The sequence below is a fragment of the Ruegeria sp. HKCCD7221 genome (genome assembly GCF_013031225.1).
Classification (GTDB): Bacteria; Pseudomonadota; Alphaproteobacteria; order Rhodobacterales; family Rhodobacteraceae; genus Ruegeria.
Map to the genome: position 1 here is coordinate 264,085 of NZ_WPZE01000005.1, position 22,721 is coordinate 286,805.

Consider the following 22,721-nt stretch of genomic DNA (forward strand, 5'->3'; position numbering starts at 1 on the left):
GAGGAGACAGATGGATATCAGATACATCACGGATCAGCTCTCGGTCGGGCCGCAGATCACGGCCGAGGATGTCGCCGCGATTGCAGCCAAGGGTTTTCGCAGCATCCTGTGTAACAGGCCTGATGGAGAAGCCGCTGACCAGCCAGTGTTCGAGGAAATCGAAGCCGCGGCACAGAAACTGGGGATCGAGGCGCGTTATGTCCCGATCACCAGCGGTATGGTTCGGGATCTGGATGTGGCCGAATTTGGCCGGGTCTATCAGGACGCGCCAAAGCCGGTATTGGCCTATTGTCGAACCGGGACAAGGTCGGCTACGCTGTGGTCTTTTCATGAATCCAACCTCCGACCAATGGCAGAAATCCTCGCGGCAACTGGGGCGGCGGGTTATGACATGAACGGTGTAGCGCGCCGCATCGCCAACGGCGGCAAAACGCCAACGGACAAGGGTGACGCGTTTTTTGATATTGTCATAGTGGGCGGCGGTGCCGGTGGTATCGCTGTCGCGGCAAGTTTGAAGTCACGAGATTTCGATCTGGATATTGCCGTGATCGACCCCGCTGATATTCACTATTACCAACCCGGTTGGACCATGGTCGGTGGTGGAATTTTTGACTCTCAGAGCACGGCGCGAACCATGGGCAGCCTCATTCCGAAAGGTGTGCACTGGTTGAAGTCAGCCGTGGCAGCCTTTGAACCCGACAATGATGCCGTGATCCTGGACGGTTGCCGCGTGGTCAAATACGGCCGGTTGGTTGTTTGCCCGGGCCTCAAGCTTGACTGGGGCAAAGTGGAGGGTTTGGAAGAAACGCTGGGCCGCAATGGTGTCACTTCAAACTACCGTTATGATCTTGCGCCTTATACGTGGAAACTGGTGCAGCAGATGCAGAAGGGCAGGGCGTTGTTTACCCAGCCGCCAGTGCCAATCAAATGCGCGGGTGCGCCGCAAAAGGCGATGTACTTGTCGGGTGACGCGTGGTTCCGCCGGGGTGTGCTGAAAGATATCGACATCCAGTTCATGAACGCAGGTGGCGTAATATTTGGCGTGAAGGATTATGTGCCCGCGCTTGAACGATATATTGAGAAATACGATGTCTCGTTGAACTTCTTTCATAATCTGATCGCTGTGGACGGGCCGGGAAAAATGGCCCGCTTTGAAATAGCTCGGCCCGGTGAAGACGTGGAAACCATTGAGGTCGGATTTGACATGATCCACGTCTGCCCACCTCAGACAGCGCCCGATTTTATCCGGGTGTCGCCATTGGCCGACGCGGCTGGTTGGGTTGACGTGGATCAGGCCACCCTGCGTCACGAAACATACGACAACATCTGGTCGCTGGGCGATGTGATGAACGCGCCAAATGCCAAAACGGCGGCTGCAGCGCGCAAGCAGGCTCCGGTTGTTGCAGACAATATCGTGGCAGATATCGCCGGTCGTTCGGCAGTAGCGCAGTACGATGGTTATGGGTCGTGTCCGTTGACGGTTGCGCGGGGTAAAATTGTGCTGGCTGAATTTGGATATGGCGGCGCACTCAAGCCCAGTTTTCCCCCGTTCCTGATTGATGGAACTCAACCGTCACGCGCGGCTTGGTTGCTGAAGGAAAGGCTGCTGCCCCCGATCTACTGGAAGGCGATGCTGCGGGGGAAAGAATGGCTGGCGAAGCCCGAAAAGATCAAGGTAACCGGAAACTGATGCCTAGCAAAATTACCTCGGGCCACGGTGTCGGGCGCTACTTACCGGTATTGGATTGGGGCCGAACATATTCGCGTTCAGCCCTGTCAAACGACCTGATCGCCGCGGTGATCGTCACGATCATGCTGATCCCGCAATCGCTAGCCTATGCGATGCTGGCCGGTCTGCCGCCCGAGGCGGGACTTTATGCTTCGATCGTTCCGATTATGCTCTATGCGGTTTTCGGAACCAGCCGTTCGCTGGCGGTTGGGCCTGTGGCTGTTGTGTCCCTTTTGACGGCCTCAGTTATCGGGCAGGTCGCGGAGCAGGGCACCGCCGGATACGCTGCCGCCGCGCTGACATTGGCTATGCTGTCCGGAGGGTTTCTGGTGCTCATGGGTGTGCTGCGGCTGGGGTTGCTGGCCAATTTCCTGAGCCACCCGGTGATTGCCGGGTTCATCACGGCCTCGGGCATTTTGATTGCGACCAGCCAGCTAAAGCACATTCTTGGCATTGAGGCACATGGCCATACACTGCCCGAGATGCTCGGCTCAATCCTGTCGCACCTGAGCCAGACAAACTGGGTAACGGTGGCGATTGGGACGAGCGCAACCCTGTTCCTTTTTTGGGTGCGCAGCTTCCTGAGACCGACATTGACCAAATTGCGAACGCCGCCGCTGTTGGCTGATATCCTGACGAAAGCGGGTCCGGTTTTTGCGGTCGTCGCGACAACGGTCAGTGTTTGGGCATTTGATCTGGCAGATCAAGGGGTGCTTATTGTCGGTGCGGTCCCGCAGAGCTTGCCGCCTTTTACGGTGCCCAGCCTGTCCTTCGATCTGATCGAAGCGCTGCTTCTTCCGGCGATCCTGATCTCGATAATCGGTTTTGTCGAAAGCGTTTCTGTTGCGCAAACACTGGCTGCGAAAAGAAGACAAAGGATTGACCCGGATCAGGAGCTGATCGGGCTGGGCGCCGCCAATCTGGGTGCTGCATTTACCGGGGGGTTTCCGGTGACGGGTGGCTTTGCCCGTTCGGTGGTGAATTTTGATGCCGGTGCTGAGACACCCGCCGCCGGTGCGTTTACAGCAATCGGTTTGGCGGTTGCAGCGTTGGCGTTGACACCGTTGGTCTACTTTCTGCCGACGGCGACACTGGCGGCCACGATCATTGTTGCAGTCCTCGGGCTGGTGGACCTGTCGATCCTGAAAAAGACGTGGTCCTATTCGTGCGCGGACTTTGTGGCTGTGGCGGCCACCATTTTGTTGACCCTTCTTTTTGGCGTCGAGGTTGGCGTGGCGTCGGGGGTCGTGCTTTCTGTTCTGTTGCACCTTTACAAGACTTCCCAACCCCATGTGGCCGAAGTGGGCCTGGTTCCTGGCACCCAGCATTTCAGAAATATCGAACGGCACGCGGTTCTGACCGATCCAAGGGTCGTCAACCTGCGGGTTGATGAAAGCCTGTATTTCGTGAACGCGAGGTTTCTGGAGGACTACATTCAAAGCAGAGTACCCGACGGGTGTACAGTACGACATGTTATACTGATGTGCTCGGCTGTAAACGAGGTTGACTATTCAGCGTTGGAAAGTCTGGAATCCATCAACCTCCGCCTTGCCGATATGGATGTTGGCCTGCATTTGTCAGAGGTCAAAGGGCCTGTGATGGACCGGCTGAGGCGATCCCGTTTTCTTGAGGGTCTGAATGGGCAGGTTTTCCTGTCGCAATTCGACGCCTGGGATCACCTTGCCCGTTCCCCGCAGCCGAATGCGGCGGCTTGAACAACGTAGCACTGTCGGAAACTAACAGCGCGGTGCCGGGGTTGAGGGTTCGGGCAAGCAAGCTATGGTCCGAACCCGAAAACACCTAAGGGCAGGAACAGCGACAAGGCAGGAAGGGCCACCAGAAGGGCCAGCCTTACGATATCGGCAGCCCAGAATGGCGTCACACCTCGGAAGATTGTTGCGGTTGATACGTCTTGTACCACGGACCTAAGGACAAACACGTTCAGGCCGATGGGTGGTGTGATAAGCGAGATTTCCGTCACCACCACGACGATGATCCCGAACCAGATCAGGGCGGTTTCTCGGGTGATATCGCCTTCGAAAAACCCCAAGGATGCGATCAAAGGAGCGAAGACCGGCACGGTCAGTGTGATCATGGACAAGCTTTCAAACACGGCGCCCAAAACGATGTAGATCAAAATTATGATCAGCAGAATTGTGAATGGCTCCAGCCCGGCCCCCTGAACCAGCGCCAGCAGGTCATCCGGTAATCTTGCGCGTGTAATCAAACGGTTGAAGATATCCGCGCCGATCAGAAGGACGAACAATCCAACAGATGTTTTTACCGTCTGAACCAGTGCTTCGATCAACCCCTTGAACGTGAACCGGCCGATTAGGAACGAAATGACGATCGCGCCAAATGCACCGACGCCCGCCGCCTCGTCTGCGGTGAAGACGCGGCCGTATAGTCCGCCAATGATCAGCGTGAACAGCGCAAGGATCGGAAGGACGCGCAGCAAAGCCTGCCGTGTTTCGGTCCACGAGCTTTTTTCTCCGGCGGGACCGTACTCGGGCTTGCGCCAGACGACGAAGGCGACGGCGCCCAGATACAGCAGTATGCCCAGAAGGCCCGGCAAAATGCCTGCCAAAAACAGTTTCCCGATGGATTGACCGGTCAAAAAGCCGTAGATGATCAGGATAATGCTGGGTGGGATAAGTATGCCCAATGTACCGCCCGCGGCGACGGACGCGGTGGACAGACTATCGTGATAGCCAAACTTTCGCATCGGCGGCAGGGCCACCTTGGACATGGTTGCGGCTGTGGCCAGCGACGAGCCTGATACGGCAGAAAAGCCACCGCAGGCCAAAATCGTCGACATCGCCAAACCGCCCGGTAACCGCCCGACCAACGTGTAGGCGGCGCGATATAAGTCCAGCGCCATGCCGCTTTGTGCGACGATCATTCCCATGAAGATAAACAACGGTATCACCGACAGCGCATCGTTCTGCGTTACGTCCAGTATCGAATCTGCTGCCGGGCCCAACCCTGCGGACCAGCGCCCGTCCCTCAGATAAACGAACCCGACAGCCCCGATAAATCCCATTGCGATGCCGATCGGAACGCGCAGCAGCACAAGAAAGATGACCAGCGCAAAAGCAATCAGTGAGACTTCCATCTTGGTCAGAGTCCTTCAGGATCGGTCGGCCGTACGATTTTGAGAATGGCACTGATCGCCAACAACACGCCGGTCAAACTCACGACGAGTGCGATGAAATAAATGAGCGGGTATTTTGGGATGAACAGCAACTCGCTGGTTACGCCGCGCTCAAGCGCCTTGTCCGCGCGCGCGAACAGCCACACTGCCATTGTCAGCAAGCAAAGCGATGTAAGCGCGTCGATACAACGGTTTCGCCAAAATGCAGCGCGGCGTGTGAAGAGGTGGTCAAGCAGGTCGACGTCTATCTGTTCACGCCGCAGGGTGACCACGGGAAATGCGAAGAAGATAGACAATGCCAGCAGGATTTGCGCCAGATCCTGACGCCCGAAAATCGGTGCGTTGAAGATATAGCGACCAATAACCTCGACAACTGTCAGGCCCATAACGAGCATAAGGCAAAGGCCGCTGCCCAATAGACATAAGTGGGCAAACCAGTGGCTTGCCCGTTTTAGGTTCGATTGTGCGCTCATTTCGCGCTGTATTCGGACATGGTGTCCCGGATCAGTTGCATCGCGGCTTCTGCGTCGACGCCTTTGCCTGAGACTTCCTCAAGCACTGATGCCTGTATCTGCGGCACCAGTGTCTCAAATGGGGCGGCTGCATCACCTTCAAGGTCAATGATCTGACCTGAAGCAGCCTGCGCATCCAGACCCCTTTGGTTGCCGACGTCCCAGGCCTTGCCCGCGAAGGCCGAGAAATCCTCGCCCAATGCCGCGCGGATAGCTGCGGCATCCTCTTCGCCGACAGACTCAAGGAACTCTTCACTCATGATGATCGAGAAGGAGCCGCGATAGAATCCACCCGGTACGCGATAGGTGTAGGGTAGAACTTCGGTCAGGCGTAGAATGGCAATCGTGTCACCCGGAAAGAATGTCCCGTCAGCTACACCGTTAGAAACAGTTTCATAGACTTTGGGCGCGGCAACCTGAACGCCCGCCATATTCAGACCTTTGAGGACATCCCCCATAACGCCGCCGCCCGAACGGATTTTGAGGCCCGCGACATCATCGAGTGAGCTGACTTCCTTGGACAGGTGCAACATACCTGGGGCATGGACCATCATGGCAACCGGAACAACGCCGTCATGTTCATTGGCCACGGCCAGATATTGCTCGTGCGCACGCCAATGGGCCGCAGATGCAGCAGCAGAGTCACCTTCAAGACCCGGAATTTCGATCAGTTTGGTGGTGACAAAGCGGCCCGGGTTATACCCGTGGAAAATCCAGGCCGCATCCGCGCCACCGTCTTCGATCAGGTCGGCCTGCGCCGGGGGTGAGGCCAGATTATATTCGATGGCGCCGGTCACACGGCCATCGGTTGCTTCTTCGATGCGTGAAATGAACTCTGGCCAGATGATCTCGTTCACGATGTGACTGGGTGGCAACCACGAGGAAACCACCATTGTTTTTTCTGCCCAGGCGGCAGTTCCTGCCAGCAACGCGGAAATCCCCAGCCCAAAGGCAGCAAGCGTCTGTTTCATGTTATCCTCCCATAACAAAAGCTGCGTGCAGCTTTGGACTACAGTTTCATAAACCAACCGGTCGGTCAACTATACTGGCGCGCGGATTTTCCGAAAAACAATCGCCGTCGTGTCAATTGGCGAATGCAGCGGGATCCAGTCTGGGCAGATCAGCCATCACCTGGGTCACGCGATGATGGCACCGTGCAAGTGGTCCTTGCGGGATCATCGAAATGTGAGCCCAACTGGAATTGCGCAAAGCTATTTTGCGCCAGAAATGCAGCAGCAGCAGCCGGACTGCAGCCAAGGAAAGGGGTGGCAGATCGCTGATGCCTGGACGCTCGGCAATTTCACAAAGCTTTTGCGCCAGAACCAAAGTTTGAGAGGGAACAATCCGATCTGAAAACCAGTCTGGTATATGGTCCGTATCTGCCTGCAGTCCAAGCGCCGCACCATCGCGTAGAACAGCTTCGACAGGCACCAGCAGCAATGATCTTTCAATGCGAATTGCCGGGTCTGGGGCGGCATAGTCACTTTTGGTCAAAAGCAACTGCCATCCTTGCGGGTATTTTACGTCCTGCCTGTAAACATCTTCGTAGGCGGCGCGTGTCTCGGCCAGACCAACATCCGAAAGGCTATAGGTCACCTCGCGCCCTGATTTTGTCGACACAATCCAACCGTCTTTCCTGAGCCGGTGCAGCGCGACCCGTATGGCCTCGGTTCTTACGCCGACATGTCCCATCAGCAGGCCTAGTTCCTTGCCCGTGATGTGGTGATCGCTGAGGTCGCCAAACAGCGTGACAATCAGCGACCATGTCTTGATCGGCTCAAGGTTGCACAGGTCATCAATCAGGGAGTCGGCGGCAGTCAAAATCGGGTCTTTCCAAAGCGCTTAAATGGAAGTTGACCCTTTAGTTACCACGCCATCGCGCCATGTGGCTATGAGAAAACCCTAAGGTTCATCGCGATGATAGGCGTTCATGGTCAGCAACTCGTATTCGGCGGCAAGATCACCGTCGCTGTTAAGAAGGGTGACTTTCCACCGGACCTCACCATAGTCCTGATTTCGCGGCGACTTTTGCATCACGGTCAGACGAACGCGAATGCTGTCTCCGGCCTGAATTGGCTTGAGGAACCGCAAGTTATCCAGCCCTGTATTGGCCAAAACGGGCCCCTCGTCCGGTTGAACGAACAGACCGGCGGCGAAGCTCAGCAGCAGATAACCGTGCGCAACACGGCCCGGAAAGAATGGGTTCCGCTTGGCCGCTGCATCATCCATGTGGGCATAAAACGTGTCGCCGGTGAAATGGGCAAAGTTCTCGATGTCGTCCAGCGTAATTTCACGTTCCGCGGTGTGCAGGGTTTCCCCGATTTCAAGCGCGTCGAATGTGCGGGTGAACGGATGGTCGTGACTGGTTATTTCGTTTGCACCCGGCACCCATTTACGCCCAATGGCCGTCAGGATGTCGGGGCTGCCCTGAATGGCGGTGCGTTGCATGTAGTGCATCACGCCGCGAATACCGCCCATCTCTTCGCCGCCGCCCGCGCGACCGGGCCCGCCATGCACCATATGCGGCAGGGGTGACCCATGGCCTGTGCTTTCTTTCATCGAGGTCCGGTTGTTGAAATACAGTCGCCCGTGGAACGGCCCGGCACCCAAGGCGACAGTTCTGGCGACGTCGGGATCGTTCGTGATGACCGATGCCACGAGGCTACCGCCACCCCGGTTGGCCATGTGGACCGCGTGTTCCAGATCGCGATAGGGCATGACGGTTGAAACGGGGCCGAACGCCTCGACCGAATGCAGCAGGTTGGCTGTGTCCGGCGACGCGCAATGAAACAGCATCGGCGGGACAAATGCACCTTTGTCTCGATCCGCTCCATGCACCACGAAGCCATCGGGGTTTCCGAAAACGCGGTCCGCCTCTTGCCCGATTAGGGCGGCTTTTTCCAGAACATCCTGTCTTTGGGCCTGGGACACGAGGGCACCCATTTGTGTTTCTTCAGCCGCAGGGTCCCCAATGACGACCGATCCAAGCCGTCTGCTTAGGGCGTCAATCACGGCCTCGACCTGAGAAGCCGGAGCCATGATGCGGCGAATGGCGGTGCATTTCTGGCCTGCCTTGGTGGTCATTTCGCGGGTGGCTTCTTTGATGAACAGATCAAATTCGGGTGTGCCTGCCACGGCATCGGGGCCGAGGATCGACGCGTTGAGGCTGTCTTGTTCCGCGATGAAACGCGTTGCTTTCCCCTGGAAACATGGCGCGCCTCGCAGTGTTTTCGCGGTGGCAGCCGAGCCTGTAAAGCTAACGACATCTTGCCCGTCCAAATGATCCAGCAAGTCTCCGAGCCCGCCGGAAATCAACTGAATGGCACCTTCTGGCAGCAGGCCGCTATCCAGCATGATCCTCACACAGCGTTCGGCAACATAGCAGGTCGCCGTCGCCGGTTTTATGATTGCGGGAACCCCAGCCAAAAGCGTTGGGGCCAGCTTTTCCAGCATACCCCATACAGGGAAATTGAAGGCATTGATGTGAACGGCCACTCCGGTCAGCGAGGTACAGATATGCTGCCCCAGAAAGGTGCCGTGCCGGGACAGCCGTTCGACCTCACCATCCAAATAGATGGTGTCGTCCGGCATTTCACGGCGACCTTTGCTGGCATAGACCATCAATGTGCCGATACCGCCGTCAATGTCGATCAGGTGATCTTTCTGCGTCGCGCCCGTCGCGAATGAAATGTCATAAAGGGCTTGTTTGTGCTGTCCCAAGTGCGTCGCCAACGCCTTGAGCATGCGCGCACGATCATGGAACGTCATCCCGTGCAGGGCAGGCCCGCCATTTGAGCGCGCGAAGTCCAACATGGCCCCAATGTCCAGCGCAGTGTTCCCGGCCCTTCCAATCAACTCACCGGTTACGGCCGAGTGGATTTCGCGGGCTGAACTGTCGCATCCGATCCACTGTCCGGCGATGTAGCTTTCAACATTTTGTACAGTCATGAGGCGGTCCTTGCGTCTGGGTTCGGTGTGACTCAACTCATTAATTGACCTACCGGTCGGTTTATGAAATGTTTAAGTACAGGGCGGAGGAAGATCAAGGAGAATGTGGTGTCCATGACGGTGGGAAGCACGGGCCGGGTAAAAGGCAAATTGGTCGTTTGTTTGTTAAATTCCAAAGGCCGCAAGCATGACGCCTAAAGAGCGCGCGGAACGTGCGGCGCAAGCCATGTGGCGCGAGGACAACGCTAGCCCTTGGGTTGGCATGCGCATTGACGACGTCGATGAGGGCAGGGCGACACTGTCCATGATGATCGAGAAACACCATACCAACGGACATGGTATCTGCCATGGCGGTGTGATCTTCATGCTGGCCGACAGCGCCTTCGCGTTTGCCTGCAACAGCAGAAATCAGTCCACCGTCGCGCAGCACAACAATATCTCATACATTGCGCCGGGCCGATTGGGTGACCGGCTTTTCGCCGATGCGCGCGAAGTCAGCCTGACCGGGCGAAACGGCATTTATGACGTCACCGTCACCAACCAGAAAAACACAGTGATCGCAGAATTTCGAGGCTGCTCCCGCGCCATTCCGGGCCAGCTTTTTGAGGAATAGGGGAGGAGCCCATGAAAGACCTGACGCCAGCCCGAGACAGGCTCGACCCGATCGAAATAGCATCCACTGACGAAATTCGCGCCTTGCAACTGCAACGGCTGCAATGGTCGTTAAAGCACGCATATGAAAACGTCCCCTTTTATCGGCAAAGGTTCGATGCCGCAGGGGTGCATCCGGATGATTTGAAATCGCTGGCGGACCTGTCGAAGTTCCCATTCACCTACAAGGATGACTTGCGGGCCAACTACCCCTTTGGCCTTTTTGCTGTCCCGCGTGAACAGATCGTGCGTGTGCACGCATCATCAGGGACGACGGGCAAACCGACAGTTGTCGGGTATACGCGCGGGGATATCGACAACTGGGCAAAGCTGGTCGCACGGTCGATGAGGGCCAGCGGAACCAAGCCCGGTGACATCGTCCATATTGCTTATGGCTATGGCCTGTTCACCGGCGGGCTTGGCGCTCATTACGGGGCTGAGGAATTGAATTGCACGGTCGTACCTGTTTCGGGCGGAATGACAGAACGGCAGGTGATGCTGATACAGGATTTTAAACCCAGTACGATCATGGTGACCCCGTCCTATATGCTCAACATCCTTGAACAGTTTCATGCCGCCGGAATAGACCCGCGGGACAGTTCGCTGGATGTGGGGATTTTTGGCGCTGAGCCCTGGACCAACGCGATGCGAGCCGAGGTCGAGGCCGAGTTCGACATGCATGCGGTTGATATCTATGGCCTGTCGGAAATCATGGGTCCCGGTGTGGCTAATGAATGCGTCGAGACCAAGGACGGCCTGCACATCTGGGAGGATCATTTCTACCCCGAGGTCATCGACCCCGAGACCGGCGAGGTCTTGCCAGACGGTGAGATCGGAGAGTTGGTCTTTACAACGCTAACCAAAGAAGGGCTGCCGATGGTACGATACCGCACGCGCGACCTGACACGTCTGTTGCCCGGAACGGCGCGGTCGATGCGGCGGATGGAGAAGATTACCGGACGTTCTGATGACATGATCATCATGCGCGGCGTGAATGTCTTTCCGACCCAAATCGAAGAACTGGTTCTGGCGACCCCCGAACTCGCGCCGTATTTCCAGATTGAACTGACTCGCTCGGGCCGGATGGACGCGATGACCGTACATGTCGAAGCCGCGCCTGATGCGGCAGCTGATGCAGCACGGGATGCCGCGGCCGGGGCCTTGTCTAAGAAGATCAAAGATACGATAGGGATCGGAACCACAGTAAGTGTCGGTGTGCCCGGCACTGTCGAACGCAGTCAGGGCAAGGCCCGACGTGTTATCGACAACAGACCAAAGGAGTGAGCCCGTGGCGCGCACGATCGCAAAAGACCACGATAAAAAACGGCAGAGCATCCTTTCGGTTGCGGCCAGTGTTTTTGCCCGCGAAGGGATTGCACGTGCCTCGATGAACCAGGTGGCGAAAAGCGCGGGCATATCGAAGGCCAACATCTATCACTACTACGACAGTAAAGAGGCGTTGCTGTTCGATATACTGGATTCCTATCTTTCCGAGTTGAACGACCGGGTCTCTTCGGTCGAATTGGAAGGCAAACCGCCCGAAGAGCAGTTGCACCTGGTCTTGCGAGAATACCTTCTGGCTTATGAAGGGATGGATTATGAACACAACATTCAGAGCGAAGGGGTCTCACTGCTGCCCGACGCCATGCAGACGGTGCTGAAAGCCTATCAAAAGGATATGGTGACTCAGATGAGTGGTATTCTGGATGCGGTGAGCGGCGGTAAGTTGAGCTCGCAGCCAAGGTTGTTGCGCGAATTGACGATGTCGGTTTTTGGCATGTTGAATTGGTATTACATGTGGCACCCAAAGGCGACTCGATCAGATCGCGAAGGTTATGCAAGAACTATCGCGCAATTTACTGTTGCAGGTCTGCCCGGGGTTCAGGCCGACAGTTAGTGGCCTGCCTCATCGTAATCCCACATCACTTTGTCTGAGACTGGGAAACACTGACAGGTCAGAACAAAACCAGCTTCCACTTCGTAATCTTCCAGTGCGTGGTTTGCCACCATTTCGACTTCGCCTTCTACAACCCGTGCTTTGCACGTGGAACACACCCCTGCTTTGCAGGCGTGAGGCGCGTCAAGGTTCTCAGCAAGCGCGGCTTCCAACAGGCTGGTATCCTTTGGAATGGTCAGGCTGCGGCTCACGCCGCCCAGTGTAACCCGCCCCCTGATGCCTGCATCGTCAATGGCTTTTGAGGTTGAGCGGGTTTTGGCTCGGCCCGGTTGGGAAGAGGCGAACAACTCGAACCGGATCTGATCCTTTGTCAAACCGTGATCCTTGAGCGATTGCGAAATCGCCAGCATCATAGGCTCCGGCCCGCAGATATACGCCATCGAGACAGAGCCTATGTCGATCCAATGCCGAAACAGAGCCGCGCATTTTTCACCGTCGACCCTCCCCCGAAACAGGTCAATCTCCTGACTGTCGTCTTCAAGGATATGTACGATGTTCAACCGGTGCAGGTACCGATTCTTTAGATCCTCTAGCTCTTCTCGGAACATGATCGTGTTTGGGGTTCGATTTGCATAGACAAGTGTAAACCGGGCAGAGGGGTCTTCGGACAGGGCGGTTTTCAGGATCGACAACACCGGAGTAATACCCGATCCCCCTGCAAATCCCAGATAGTGCGGGGCATCGGTTTCCACCGCCGCATGAAAATTACCCATGGGTGGCATTGCGGTCATAACATCGCCCACTTGCAGTTCTGTGTTGGCCCAGTTGGAAAAGGCACCACCATCAACGCTTTTGATCCCGACCTGCAAAACACCTTCATGTGGTGCCGCGCAGATAGAGTAGGAGCGCCGCAATTCCTCACCGTCAAAGTCCCGCTTGAACGTCAGGTATTGGCCCGGTGCAAAGGTAAATCTGTCCGGGCTTTCGGGTTTCAGGGTCACAATAACTGCGTCGCGGATCGTTTTTTGGATTTCCGTCACGGTCAGGGGGTGAAACGTCGCCATAACTCAAGACCTCAGATACATTTGAAATAGTCGAAGGGTTCCAGACAGTCCTGGCAGCGCCATTGCGCTTTGCAGGGGGTCGAACCGAATTGGCTGATCTTTTCAAGCCTGTCGGATTTGCAGTGCGGGCACCGCGTTGGACCGCCCGCGGGTTGCGGCGGAGCAATGCCGAACTCCTCTAGCCGGGTGCGGGCTTTTTCCGATAGCCAGTCGGTCGTCCAGGGTGGCGCGATACGGGTTTGGATCTGCAGATTTACAATCCCGTTTGTGGCCAGAGCCGTTTCTATGTCCATTGATATCACCGCCATCGCAGGGCAGCCGGAATAAGTGGGTGTAACGGTCACCGTCACTGCGTCGCCGGACACGGAAACATCCCGGATCACCCCAAGATCGACCACCGAGATCACCGGGATTTCGGGGTCGGGGACGCCTTCGAGCCAGTCCCAAATCTGTGCTTCGGTCACAGGCATTGCGGCTACCAAGTCGCTCCGGGGTAAGAGCGTTGGAGGGTTTGCATAACCGCCAGCATGTGTCCCAGATGCTCGGTGTGCCGAAACCCGGTGCGCCCACCTGATTGGGCAAATGCTCCCTCGGGCAATGTCAGGCAAGCTTCAGTCAACACGCGTTCAACCGTTTCCAGCCAGACGGAGTGTAGATCCGAGGGCAACGGCGCGACCCCCGCTTCGGCCATGGCGTTATCGGTGGCATCGTCCTTGAAAACCTCTCCGCTATAAGGCCAAAGGAACGTCAGCGCGTCCGTCATGCGGCGGTTGCTTTCTTCTGTCCCATCCCCCAAAGCAATCACCGTGTGAGAGGATCGGTCGAGGTGATATAGCGCCTCTTTCAAGCACTTGGCTGCGATCTCGGCCACGCGCGTGTTTTTCGAGTCCTGCAAGCGTGTCAGCCACGGTACCTGAAAGGCATCAAACAGGAACTGGCGCATTTGCGTCCTCCCAAAGTCGCCATTTGGCACTTCGAGCATCAGAAGATTTCGATAATCGTAAACTTCGCGCAGAAAGGCCAGATCATCGGCGGTTCGCCCGGCACCTTCGACCTCACCGGCATATCCCAGCCACAACTGGGTCTGGCCGATCAAATCCAGAGCCATGTTCGCCAGCGCGATATCTTCTTCTAATACCGGAGCGACCCCGCACCATTCCGAAGTACGATGACCCAGCACCAGGGCATTGTCCCCCTGCCTGAGAAGGAACTCGAACAGAGGGCTTTCAGCAGCAGAGACTGTCATCACATTTTTCCAACTTCTTCCGGGATGTCGTAGAATGTCGGGTGCCGATAGACCTTGTCACGGGCCGGATCGAATAACGGTCCTTTGTCCGAGGGGTTGGAGGCTGTGATTTTTCCGGCTTCGACAACCCAGATGCTGACGCCTTCGTTGCGGCGCGTGTATACATCGCGCGCGTTGCGAATTGCATGCTCGGCATCTGCGGCGTGCAACGATCCGACATGGCGGTGGCTCATGCCGTGCTGTCCGCGGATAAAGACCTCCCACAGGGGCCATTCGTTTTCATGTGTCATCGGGTTACTCCGCAGCTTGAGAGCGTTTCTGGGATTTGCGCGCATGGGACAGCATCGCCTCGCGCACCCACGCGCCGTCATCCCACGCCTTGCGACGAGTGCTCAGGCGTTCGACGTTGCAGGGGCCGTTGCCGGATATCACATCGAAGAATTCCGCCCAGTCGGGTTCGCTGAATTCGTAATGGCCGGTCTCGTCGTTCCAGCGCAGGTTTTCATCGGGGATCGTCAGGCCCAGAAACTCGGCCTGCGGAACGGTTTCATCAACGAATTTTTGACGCAACTCATCGTTGGTGTTTATCTTGATTTTCCAGGCCATCGATTGCGCGGAATGCACGCTGTCCTTGTCCGACGGACCGAACATCATCAACGCAGGATACCAGAACCGGTTCAACGCATCCTGTGCCATGCGTTTTTGATCAGTGGTGCCTTCTTTCGCCATTTTTATCATGATGTGATAGCCTTGACGCTGGTGAAAGCTCTCTTCCTTGCAGATGCGAACCATTGCGCGCGCATATGGCCCATAGGACGTACGCTGCAGCGGCACCTGATTCATGATCGCGGCCCCATCGACCAGCCAGCCGACCGCGCCCATATCGGCCCATGTAAGGGTGGGGTAGTTGAAGATGGAGGAATACTTCATCCGCTCGGAATGAAGCATTTCGACCAACTCGTCCCGGCTGACGCCAAGCGTTTCGGCCGCACAATACAGGTAAAGCCCGTGTCCCGCCTCATCCTGTACTTTGGCCAGCAGATTGGCCTTGCGCTCCAGCGTGGGTGCGCGGGTGATCCAATTGCCCTCGGGCAGTTGGCCGACGATTTCGGAATGGGCGTGCTGACCGATCTGCCGGATCAGCGTCATGCGATAGGCCTCGGGCATATAGTCCTTTGGCTCAATCTTTTCCCCCCGGTCGATACGATCCTGAAAGGCTTTGTCCTCGGGGCTCATGTCGTCCCGGGATTGAACGCCCTTACCGGTGGACTTGACCATCTGTGCATACATGCTTGCGTCCTCCTCAAACGCAAAAACCCGCATATGCGGAGGCCGCGTTTGATCCTGTTTTTGGATCAGAATTGGGTCTTGTCGGCCCTATTATGTTACGGAAATACTAAAGTTACAATATTTTTGTAACATTAAATTTTCCGCGAGTTTGCTTGAGATATTTCCACGCCTAATCAATAAAATATCCGACCAGAACAGGAGGTGACCGGCATGCACAGTTCAAAGGTGAATATCATTGGTGCCGGGCGGGTGGGTCAAACGATTGCTCGGCTTCTGCAGGGCAAAGACGGCTATATTCTTCAGGATGTTTTGAATGCGCGTATGCAATCTGCGCAGGATTTTGTTGAGCTGATCGGTCAGGGCAGGGCCGTTGATAATTTTGCTGAGTTGCGTGCGGCGGATGTTTGGATGCTGACCGTACCGGATACTCAGATTCATCGCGTTGCCGAGCAGATTGCCGAGGCTTATTCAGCCAGCCCGACGCCTTCGGTGGCCTTGCATTGCAGCGGATTCTTTCCTGCCGATCAGATGGCACCACTGCGATCCTTGAACTGGCGGCTGGCCAGTGTTCACCCGGTTCTGTCTTTTGCCGATCCTCTGACCGCCGCGCGTCAGTTCAATGGGGTGCTTTGCGGTGTTGAAGGTGATCCAGAAGCGACGGAAGTGGCCACAACTATGTTCGAAGCGCTTGGTGCCAAGTGCTTTCCAATTAAGTCAGAAGGCAAAAGCCTGTACCACGCAGCGGCGGTCATTTCGAACAACTTCACGGTCGTTTTGCAAGCAATTGCACGTGAAGCATGGGACGCAGCCGGTGTTCCGGATGACGTCGCCCAACAGTTGAACGAAACGCTGCTTCGTGGGACGTGCGATAATGTTTGCGCGCAAGGACCCAAGGCCGCTTTGACAGGTCCGGCGGCAAGGGGTGATAATTTTGTGGTTGAAACACAAGGCCGGGATGTCGGTGACTGGCATCCTGTGGCTGGGCGCATTTACAGCGATCTGAGCGCGTTGGCAAAGTCCCTGAGCGAAGGTGGAAAAACACGCTCAGCAGGGGACTGATTTTATGTGATCAGCAGGGAAAAGCGCTCGACGACCCAGATCAATGCAACAACCGAAATCGAGGCGGCAATGAAAGCCCGCGCCCCGATCCAAACGGACGTCGGCATTCGCCTGAGGATAACGACCAACGGCCATGTCACCAGAACGATCATCAACTGTCCGATCTCGACGCCGACATTAAAGGCCAGAAGGCTTTGCCAGACATTGTCCGCGTCAACCTTTAGAATTTCGCGAAGCATGAACGAGAACCCAAACCCGTGCAAAAGCCCGACACCAGCCGTTACGCCAGCCGCAACAAGGTAAGAGTGTTTGCCCCCCGATCTTTGAAACACGGCGTCGGCGGCCGCGAGTATGATGGTCATGGCGATTGCTGTTTCAACGGCCGGAATGAACCAAGGGGCCGAAGGTGCCAGACCGAAAAACCCCATGATCAAAGTCACGCTATGGCCCAGCGTGAAACCTGTCACCCGCGCAAGCAGGGCCTTAAAGTTCAGCGATCCGATTACCATGCACAGGACAAACAGAACATGATCAATGCCCTCAATTATGTGCCGGACGCCTTCAACGACAAAAGTCGCAGCGGCAGAGGATGCAGTTCCAGTGATTTCGATAGGTTCGGCCAGCAACCCCTTGGCGCGGTAGGTTTGCGTTTCGCCGTTGTGATAATTCAGAATAAGGTTGGCAGTTTCGTCCTGGCCCGCCAGACCGGGATTGGACAACATCGACAGCGCATAGGCGGCATCTGACGCATCACCGAACGTCAGCCATATATCAACGACGGTATCACCCACGTAGACTTGCTGATCGCTGCCTATATTGATGGAAGTCGCTGCCAAGGCTTCTGTTGCCTCGGCTTTTGTCGCAAATCCTGGCTCTTGGCCGATGGGATAGACGTTCAGATTGACGATATGACCTTGGAGCTTGCCATCGGCTTGCTCGATTACAAGCTCGTCGAGGACAATATCCGCAAGGGCAAATGGCGCGCGCCTGAGTGCCTCAACATCGACCAAGTGCATGACAACACCGTCTTGCAATTCATTGGTTGTGAAAGGTGCAGGGCGGGGCAGGCCGTCGGTCCCGGCAGGCCCAACTTTATCCGCCAGAACATAAGCCATCGGCGTGCGCAGCATCACATTTAGTCCGCTGTCGTCACGGACGATATGAAATATGCGAACATTCTGGTTCAGGTTGAAATGCGCCCAGGCCCCACCTGCGACAGACAGATATGATAAAACCAGTACCGCAAAACGTATTGCAAATCGCATTATGTCATCCTTGCTTCTGCGCGTTCAGGACGGTCAAGCCATCCAGATGCCATTGGTCGCCATGTCGCGACACGTTCATCAAACCGCGAAACAGCACGGATTGCTGATGCAGATGTCCCCAATGGCCGCCGCTGACCCGTGCTGTCCAATTCGCGATAATCTGGTGCGAGTTTCTGTCTTCGCCGGACGACAGCCCCTCAATCCGCAGATCGACGATCTTGTCGGTCTTCGCCAAAGCCCCCGAGGGTAGGCTTACGGATAGGCCTCGACGCAGCTCATCGCGAATTTGATCGCGATTGTCGGGTGTGACAAACGGCTCTAACGCCGCTTCCACACCTTTTATATCGGGTTCCAGCATCGCGACGCTCAGGTTGCCAAGCAGTCCCTGAACAACTTGGTGAGTGGTTACTTCATCCGGTGCAGCGGCGGTCATCATTGGCAGGGCATTGCGGATTGGAATGGTCAGCAGCGCCGCTGTCGTGAAGGCTCCAAGCATCACGGCAAAAACGGTTCTTCGACTGGTGTTCGTGCGCAGTGCGAGTCCCGCGCAAATGAGGGCCGCCAAGCCAAACCCGATCGAAAGCATCGGGAGGGAGACCAAACCGGCGGACTTTACGACAACGGGTTGCGTTATGGGGTTTTCCCAAGACGTCAGATGATTGTTCCAAACCACGGTCGGGTCCGATTTGTAGATTTGCGAGGGGACGGCCCCGGCAGGGTCGCTTAGGGTGACCGGAATAATATCGGTCCCGTCGGGGAAAAGTTGCCATGTCATATCTACGCGATCGGCCAGCGTAGCGTTTGGATAGGACAATACAGCGCCCATCAACATGGTTGTCCGTTGCGCCTCGGCCTCGTCGGGTAATACGCGCAACCCGTCCGCACCGACCGCGATCTGCGAGACCTGAACGTCGCGGGGCATTACGCTTGTACCGTTGATTGACAGGGGGTTGTGCTGTTCAAAAAAGGATGCAGCTTCCGATTTCACCAGCGCAACCTGACCCGGTGAAAGGCGTTCCGCCGCGCCCAAATTCAGGTCTGCCCATGCTTCAAAGTCCTTCAGCCGAAAGATTATTTCATGGCGAACTTCCCGGGGCTCCATCGACAGGAACGACATGAGAGGGGACTTGTGATGGCGCGTCAGATTCGGGTTTTCAAACGTGGTAAACCAGGGGTCTTCCCAGTTGGGCAGCATTGTTTCCGGGCGGGACAGGTATCGGTAATCGGTTACGGGCACCCCGAGATGTTCGGCGACCATACCAATTGAGGCTAAAGGAATGCCGCTTTCATTTAGTGGTGGCGTAAACGTGATCTGTGTCGGCTGGCCTTGGAATTGGAATTCCATTTCAACAAATACAACGTCTTCGCTTCGGGGCCGCGGAGCTATGACTTTGCTGGCGGCGGTCAGTCTGGGTGTTCTGCGGCGAACATCTATCGACCGGACCACTGGGGTCAGAGTTTTGCCATCTGCCGCCACACCAAAGGTTCGCCCCGTCCGGGTCGCCAGCGCGCGCCCTGTTCCGTCATCGGGCGCAACAAAAAACGGATAGTCGCCTAGGTCTATTTCCAGCGCGACGCGAACGCGGCCGTCTTCGACCAACAGCTCTGCAAAATTGGGAGCGGTCTCGCCGCCATAAGGGGATACGAGGTCTGCGGCACTATCCTTGGGCCTGATCAACACGCAGGCCAAAAACAATGCCCAAAAACACCAATTCACCGACCGTGCGAGCGTCTTAGAAACGAAAAGTGATAGCCGCATAAAGACCGTTTTTACTGACGTCATAATCAAACTCTCCGTCAGGCTGATCTGTCGAAAAGTCGATGACATAGTACTGATACCCAAAGCGCAGTGATGTGTTCTCCCAACTTTTCCAGTCAAACCCGGCCAGAACGAGGTATCGCTGATCATCCCCGTTCAGGCCGAAACTGATCAGTTCAACTCGGGCCGCGAAGTTCCACCTTTCATTTATGTCTGACACGCGGCGAATGGCAACCATCGGTTCAGCCCAATGTCCTACCCGACCCGGTTCCGGCGATGTCGAATTACTGCTCATCTCCGGGGTAGGCGAACGTTTGCCCCAACACTTCTGACGCTTCTTCGTAGATTGGGCGGAGCACATCATCACATCGTCGATCCCGTCCAGAGTGAACTGTGAAAACGTCATGACCTCTTGTGGTACGCCTGCTTTTTCCGAGAAATCGATACGGTCTTGCATATCGGGCGCCTGTGCGGGTGCGGCCAGTGGCGGCGCCCATGTGTGTTCTTCTGTGACCGCCATGCGGACTGAGATGTCATCCTTGGTGACGTTCCAGACCATGAAATCGTCTGCAAGGGTCAGCGGTCCGTCATAAGTGGAGCGTATTCTTCCATAGACACCGTTGGCCGTGTCGAAGTCATTGAAAAAGTGATAGGCGACGGCCATGCGGGGTTTTATGTCGCTCATGACTTTTCCAAAGGCTTCTGGGGCCGTGTGAACCTGTGTTCCCACCAGAAGGGCGGATTCGGGTGTAAATTTCATTTTCGTGACCAATTCCGGCACCGCAATAAAACACTCATGGATCGCTAGATCGGCATTTTGCGCGTGTTCCTTGAACCATTTGTTAGGATACGTGTCAGAGCTAAAAACAAATTTCAGACCGTTCCATTTCAATGCATAGCTAACTGACCCATCAATGGCGTGAATTGCCGGAAAGGAACGGATGGTCACACCGTTGCTTTCATAAACAATCTGGTTCTCACCGGTGTAGTCAAACTCGTTTATCTCGAGGTTATAGCCCCGGAAATCTGTGTTTCCCGCCCTTGCTGCAAGGTCCCATGTCAGCATCCTGCGCATGTTCTCTAACGCATATGCCGTGCCGAGTTCCTCCACTGGGCCGCTTGGCCCCCACACGCGCAATGGCACGTTTCGCCCCATCAATGCACCGCCGATAAAGAGGTCATGCAAGGCCCCGAAATGGTCAGTGTGGAGGTGCCCGATAAAGACCTTGTCCAAATAGTTGTAGGGGATTTGCAATGATGAAATTCGTTCCGCTGAACCTGATCCGATGTCGAACAGGAACTTGTCGCCGTTTCCCAATTCAACAAGGAAACACGCCGCAGCCTGTGCTGCTCGCGTGGTTGGCATCCCGGTGCCGCAGGCGATGACCCGCATCTCGTCTTCAGCCAGATCTTCGGTGTTCGGGTAATAAACGTCACGGGGGCGGTCGCGCACCATTGTTGGCGAAACCTCCTGAGTTTCTTGTGCATAGGCGGCATTTGGTACGAACAAAGCCTCTATGGTGTTGGTGAAGGTCTGGGGCGCTATAGCCCACGCGCCAAAGACCAGCCCGATCGAAAAGTGTTTGCCGAGATGTGAAAAACGTGTGCGCCGTGACATGGATTTCCCCTTTGTGATTAAATGACAATGCAATTCGGATCGCAGACCAGTTAGGCTTACCTGCGGGGTGTACCCTTTTAATTCTGCACTGTGATGGCACTTCGCGTAAGTGACTCACGGTGAAAATCCGGGTGACTCACGTCGAATTAATTGCAAGTATCTGAATGTGATGGCCGCTTCAGATTGAATCTCGGAACAAGACAAGCGCCGTGCGCTTGCCAATGTGTTGGACGATACGCATTTCGATGGCGCGGATAGGTTGCGTTCTTTTCTAACCTATGTGGTTGAGGAAGAGATCGCAGGTCGGGGGGCCGATATTCGCGGAAAGACGGTCGCGCAGGATGTCTATGACCGCGACACGTCAGAAGGCATAGACCCGGAAAAGGTCGTCCGCGTAGACGCACGGCGACTTCGGCAGCTTTTGGAACTGTATTACGAGGGCGTTGGTAAGTTTGACCCCGTTCGATTGCACATCGACACAGGAGGGTATCGCCCACGATTTGAGCCTGCGACGAAGAGTATTCAGCCCGAACCCGGTAAGTCAGAAAAAATATTTTGGTTGCCACTTACGACGTTCTCCGCAGGTGTGTTTTTGGGCGCGGTCTTGGCGGTCAGCTTTTTGCCTGTAACGTCGGAGCGGGGTTCCGGTTCAAAGCCTGAAAATGTTGCGGTGGGAAAGCCCGACTTGCTGCGTAACGCCGCGATTTATGAAAAGTCTCCGTCTGCTTTGCAGGCCTACAACCTTGCGCAACAGGCCCGCGTGATGACTTTCCCGATTTTTGATTTGCAAAGACAGATACTGGTCCTTTCGGTGTTTGAACGGGTCATCGAAATGGATGCAACCTATTTCGGAGGGTACGCAGGAGCGGCACAGACTCTGGCGACGCTGTCCATCCTGACCCCTGAGTTGCAGGAGAAATCTGACTACGCGACGGCTGCTATGGATTTCGCAAACGAAGCGATGCAACTGGCGCCCGAGCATGGGTGGAGCCAGTCGGCAAAAAGCTGGGCTTATTTTGCCAATGGGGATTATGAGACGGCTTTGACGCTTGGGCGGCGTGCATCCCAGCTTGACCCGGCAGACGGCGCCATTCTGGATTTTCTGGGTGCTGTTGCCCTGTTTTCGGGTGACTTCGAAGAAGCTGTCGAAATTGCGGATCGTCTGTCTTTGCTGGAGTCCAGCAATCAACGGTTTGCCAATCGCAACATCTCTGGAGCGGCACATTTTCATCTTGGTGAATTTGAAACGACGATTGCAAGGTTTGAAGAGGCGAAGGAGCTGGGCGACCCTCTCAGCGCGCCGTCATTGGCTTATGTGACCGCTTCGTTAGCGGCTTTGGGACGCAAGCCAGAGGCGCGCGCGAAACTGGCAGAGCTGGAGCTTGCCTGGCCGGAAGTGCCGGTCGATGCGATGTTGAAAAGTATCTACAGGAATGACGCACATGCAGCGGCGGTCATTGATAGGCTGGTCGCATTAGGGTGGACTGGACCGTCGTAAGAAACAGCGGCGTCGCAATAAAGGCCCGCCA

Annotated in this window: 20 protein-coding genes; 7 read left to right on the forward strand and 13 right to left on the reverse strand. The window is 55.9% G+C overall.

Translation table 11 applies throughout. The annotated features are described in order from the left end of the window. Positions 1-10: 10 nt before the first annotated feature. Positions 11-1,690 carry a bifunctional protein tyrosine phosphatase family protein/NAD(P)/FAD-dependent oxidoreductase gene (locus GOX73_RS14460; RefSeq protein ID WP_171123217.1) on the forward strand — a complete coding sequence of 560 codons (1,680 nt, stop codon included), beginning with the start codon at positions 11-13 and terminating at the stop codon, positions 1,688-1,690. Continuing rightward, positions 1,690-3,444, forward strand: a complete 1,755-nt coding sequence (locus tag GOX73_RS14465; protein WP_171123588.1) for a SulP family inorganic anion transporter — start codon at positions 1,690-1,692, stop codon at positions 3,442-3,444. The genes GOX73_RS14460 and GOX73_RS14465 overlap by 1 nt, the downstream gene beginning before the upstream one ends. 62 nt (positions 3,445-3,506) lie before the next feature. On the opposite strand, the gene GOX73_RS14470 is transcribed toward GOX73_RS14465, so the two are convergent. The 5 genes from GOX73_RS14470 to paaZ all read right to left on the reverse strand — a co-directional run bounded on the left by GOX73_RS14470 (position 3,507) and on the right by paaZ (position 9,343). Then, a complete protein-coding gene (locus tag GOX73_RS14470; RefSeq protein ID WP_171123215.1) occupies positions 3,507-4,844 on the reverse strand; it encodes a TRAP transporter large permease in 1,338 nt (445 codons plus the stop codon). Positions 4,845-4,849: 5 nt separating this feature from the next. Continuing rightward, positions 4,850-5,356 carry a TRAP transporter small permease gene (locus GOX73_RS14475; RefSeq protein ID WP_171123213.1) on the reverse strand — a complete coding sequence of 169 codons (507 nt, stop codon included), beginning with the start codon at positions 5,354-5,356 and terminating at the stop codon, positions 4,850-4,852. Beyond that, positions 5,353-6,366, reverse strand: coding sequence for a TRAP transporter substrate-binding protein (locus GOX73_RS14480; RefSeq protein WP_171123211.1), 1,014 nt, complete (start codon positions 6,364-6,366; stop codon positions 5,353-5,355). Before GOX73_RS14480 ends, GOX73_RS14475 begins: the two co-directional genes overlap by 4 nt. A 112-nt stretch (positions 6,367-6,478) precedes the next feature. Beyond that, positions 6,479-7,216, reverse strand: coding sequence for a hypothetical protein (locus tag GOX73_RS14485; RefSeq protein WP_171123209.1), 738 nt, complete (start codon positions 7,214-7,216; stop codon positions 6,479-6,481). 81 nt (positions 7,217-7,297) lie between these two features. After that, complete coding sequence (paaZ, locus tag GOX73_RS14490) at positions 7,298-9,343, reverse strand: phenylacetic acid degradation bifunctional protein PaaZ (protein ID WP_171123207.1); 2,046 nt, start codon at positions 9,341-9,343, stop codon at positions 7,298-7,300. A gap of 187 nt (positions 9,344-9,530) precedes the next feature. On the opposite strand from paaZ, the gene paaI reads away from it, so the two are divergent. Genes paaI through GOX73_RS14505 form a run of 3 tightly spaced genes read left to right on the forward strand, consistent with a single transcriptional unit; the run spans position 9,531 to position 11,891 of the window. Continuing rightward, a complete protein-coding gene (gene paaI, locus GOX73_RS14495; RefSeq protein ID WP_171123205.1) occupies positions 9,531-9,956 on the forward strand; it encodes a hydroxyphenylacetyl-CoA thioesterase PaaI in 426 nt (141 codons plus the stop codon). A gap of 11 nt (positions 9,957-9,967) precedes the next feature. Then, entirely contained in the window at positions 9,968-11,278 is a 1,311-nt protein-coding gene (gene paaK, locus GOX73_RS14500) for a phenylacetate--CoA ligase PaaK (protein ID WP_171134985.1), read from the forward strand. A gap of 4 nt (positions 11,279-11,282) precedes the next feature. Continuing rightward, entirely contained in the window at positions 11,283-11,891 is a 609-nt protein-coding gene (locus GOX73_RS14505; protein WP_171123202.1) for a TetR/AcrR family transcriptional regulator, read from the forward strand. On the opposite strand, the gene GOX73_RS14510 is transcribed toward GOX73_RS14505, so the two are convergent. From GOX73_RS14510 to paaA, 5 genes are read right to left on the reverse strand one after another with little or no spacing between them, the layout of a single operon-like run. Further along, the gene (locus GOX73_RS14510) at positions 11,888-12,955 is read right to left on the reverse strand and encodes a ferredoxin--NADP reductase (RefSeq protein ID WP_171123200.1); all 1,068 of its coding nucleotides are present in this window, start codon (positions 12,953-12,955) and stop codon (positions 11,888-11,890) included. The genes GOX73_RS14505 and GOX73_RS14510 overlap by 4 nt on opposite strands. An 11-nt stretch (positions 12,956-12,966) precedes the next feature. Next, positions 12,967-13,425 (reverse strand): 1,2-phenylacetyl-CoA epoxidase subunit PaaD, encoded by a 459-nt coding sequence (gene paaD, locus GOX73_RS14515; RefSeq protein ID WP_171123197.1) that lies wholly within the window; start codon positions 13,423-13,425, stop codon positions 12,967-12,969. 5 nt (positions 13,426-13,430) lie between these two features. Next, entirely contained in the window at positions 13,431-14,201 is a 771-nt protein-coding gene (gene paaC, locus GOX73_RS14520; RefSeq protein WP_171134986.1) for a 1,2-phenylacetyl-CoA epoxidase subunit PaaC, read from the reverse strand. Then, positions 14,201-14,491, reverse strand: a complete 291-nt coding sequence (paaB, locus tag GOX73_RS14525; RefSeq protein WP_171123193.1) for a 1,2-phenylacetyl-CoA epoxidase subunit PaaB — start codon at positions 14,489-14,491, stop codon at positions 14,201-14,203. Before paaB ends, paaC begins: the two co-directional genes overlap by 1 nt. 4 nt (positions 14,492-14,495) lie before the next feature. Beyond that, positions 14,496-15,491: a 1,2-phenylacetyl-CoA epoxidase subunit PaaA gene (gene paaA / locus GOX73_RS14530; RefSeq protein WP_171123191.1), complete on the reverse strand. Its 996-nt coding sequence runs from the start codon at positions 15,489-15,491 to the stop codon at positions 14,496-14,498. 210 nt (positions 15,492-15,701) lie between these two features. On the opposite strand from paaA, the gene GOX73_RS14535 reads away from it, so the two are divergent. Further along, positions 15,702-16,550: a Rossmann-like and DUF2520 domain-containing protein gene (locus tag GOX73_RS14535; protein ID WP_171123189.1), complete on the forward strand. Its 849-nt coding sequence runs from the start codon at positions 15,702-15,704 to the stop codon at positions 16,548-16,550. A gap of 2 nt (positions 16,551-16,552) precedes the next feature. On the opposite strand, the gene GOX73_RS14540 is transcribed toward GOX73_RS14535, so the two are convergent. From GOX73_RS14540 to gntH, 3 genes are read right to left on the reverse strand one after another with little or no spacing between them, the layout of a single operon-like run. Further along, positions 16,553-17,815 carry a HupE/UreJ family protein gene (locus tag GOX73_RS14540; RefSeq protein ID WP_171123187.1) on the reverse strand — a complete coding sequence of 421 codons (1,263 nt, stop codon included), beginning with the start codon at positions 17,813-17,815 and terminating at the stop codon, positions 16,553-16,555. A gap of 4 nt (positions 17,816-17,819) precedes the next feature. Next, positions 17,820-19,598 carry a hypothetical protein gene (locus GOX73_RS14545; protein WP_171134987.1) on the reverse strand — a complete coding sequence of 593 codons (1,779 nt, stop codon included), beginning with the start codon at positions 19,596-19,598 and terminating at the stop codon, positions 17,820-17,822. Then, positions 19,549-21,192: a guanitoxin biosynthesis MBL fold metallo-hydrolase GntH gene (gntH, locus tag GOX73_RS14550; RefSeq protein WP_171134988.1), complete on the reverse strand. Its 1,644-nt coding sequence runs from the start codon at positions 21,190-21,192 to the stop codon at positions 19,549-19,551. The genes GOX73_RS14545 and gntH overlap by 50 nt, the downstream gene beginning before the upstream one ends. 259 nt (positions 21,193-21,451) lie before the next feature. Here gntH and GOX73_RS14555 point away from each other — a divergent pair, with 259 nt between their 5' ends. Next, positions 21,452-22,690, forward strand: coding sequence for a tetratricopeptide repeat protein (locus GOX73_RS14555; protein WP_171123181.1), 1,239 nt, complete (start codon positions 21,452-21,454; stop codon positions 22,688-22,690). Positions 22,691-22,721 lie beyond the last annotated feature (31 nt).

Coding starts and splice junctions, on each gene's coding strand:
- paaI (WP_171123205.1), top strand. CDS start 9,531: ATGACGCCTAAAGAGCGCGCGGAACGTGCGGCGCAAGCCATGTGGCGC.
- paaA (WP_171123191.1), bottom strand. CDS start 15,491: ATGTATGCACAGATGGTCAAGTCCACCGGTAAGGGCGTTCAATCCCGG.
- GOX73_RS14480 (WP_171123211.1), bottom strand. CDS start 6,366: ATGAAACAGACGCTTGCTGCCTTTGGGCTGGGGATTTCCGCGTTGCTG.
- GOX73_RS14540 (WP_171123187.1), bottom strand. CDS start 17,815: ATGCGATTTGCAATACGTTTTGCGGTACTGGTTTTATCATATCTGTCT.
- paaD (WP_171123197.1), bottom strand. CDS start 13,425: ATGCCTGTGACCGAAGCACAGATTTGGGACTGGCTCGAAGGCGTCCCC.
- GOX73_RS14475 (WP_171123213.1), bottom strand. CDS start 5,356: ATGAGCGCACAATCGAACCTAAAACGGGCAAGCCACTGGTTTGCCCAC.
- paaC (WP_171134986.1), bottom strand. CDS start 14,201: ATGACAGTCTCTGCTGCTGAAAGCCCTCTGTTCGAGTTCCTTCTCAGG.
- GOX73_RS14510 (WP_171123200.1), bottom strand. CDS start 12,955: ATGGCGACGTTTCACCCCCTGACCGTGACGGAAATCCAAAAAACGATC.
- GOX73_RS14545 (WP_171134987.1), bottom strand. CDS start 19,598: ATGACGTCAGTAAAAACGGTCTTTATGCGGCTATCACTTTTCGTTTCT.
- gntH (WP_171134988.1), bottom strand. CDS start 21,192: ATGTCACGGCGCACACGTTTTTCACATCTCGGCAAACACTTTTCGATC.
- GOX73_RS14535 (WP_171123189.1), top strand. CDS start 15,702: ATGCACAGTTCAAAGGTGAATATCATTGGTGCCGGGCGGGTGGGTCAA.
- paaZ (WP_171123207.1), bottom strand. CDS start 9,343: ATGACTGTACAAAATGTTGAAAGCTACATCGCCGGACAGTGGATCGGA.
- GOX73_RS14465 (WP_171123588.1), top strand. CDS start 1,690: ATGCCTAGCAAAATTACCTCGGGCCACGGTGTCGGGCGCTACTTACCG.
- paaK (WP_171134985.1), top strand. CDS start 9,968: ATGAAAGACCTGACGCCAGCCCGAGACAGGCTCGACCCGATCGAAATA.
- GOX73_RS14470 (WP_171123215.1), bottom strand. CDS start 4,844: ATGGAAGTCTCACTGATTGCTTTTGCGCTGGTCATCTTTCTTGTGCTG.
- GOX73_RS14460 (WP_171123217.1), top strand. CDS start 11: ATGGATATCAGATACATCACGGATCAGCTCTCGGTCGGGCCGCAGATC.
- paaB (WP_171123193.1), bottom strand. CDS start 14,491: ATGACACATGAAAACGAATGGCCCCTGTGGGAGGTCTTTATCCGCGGA.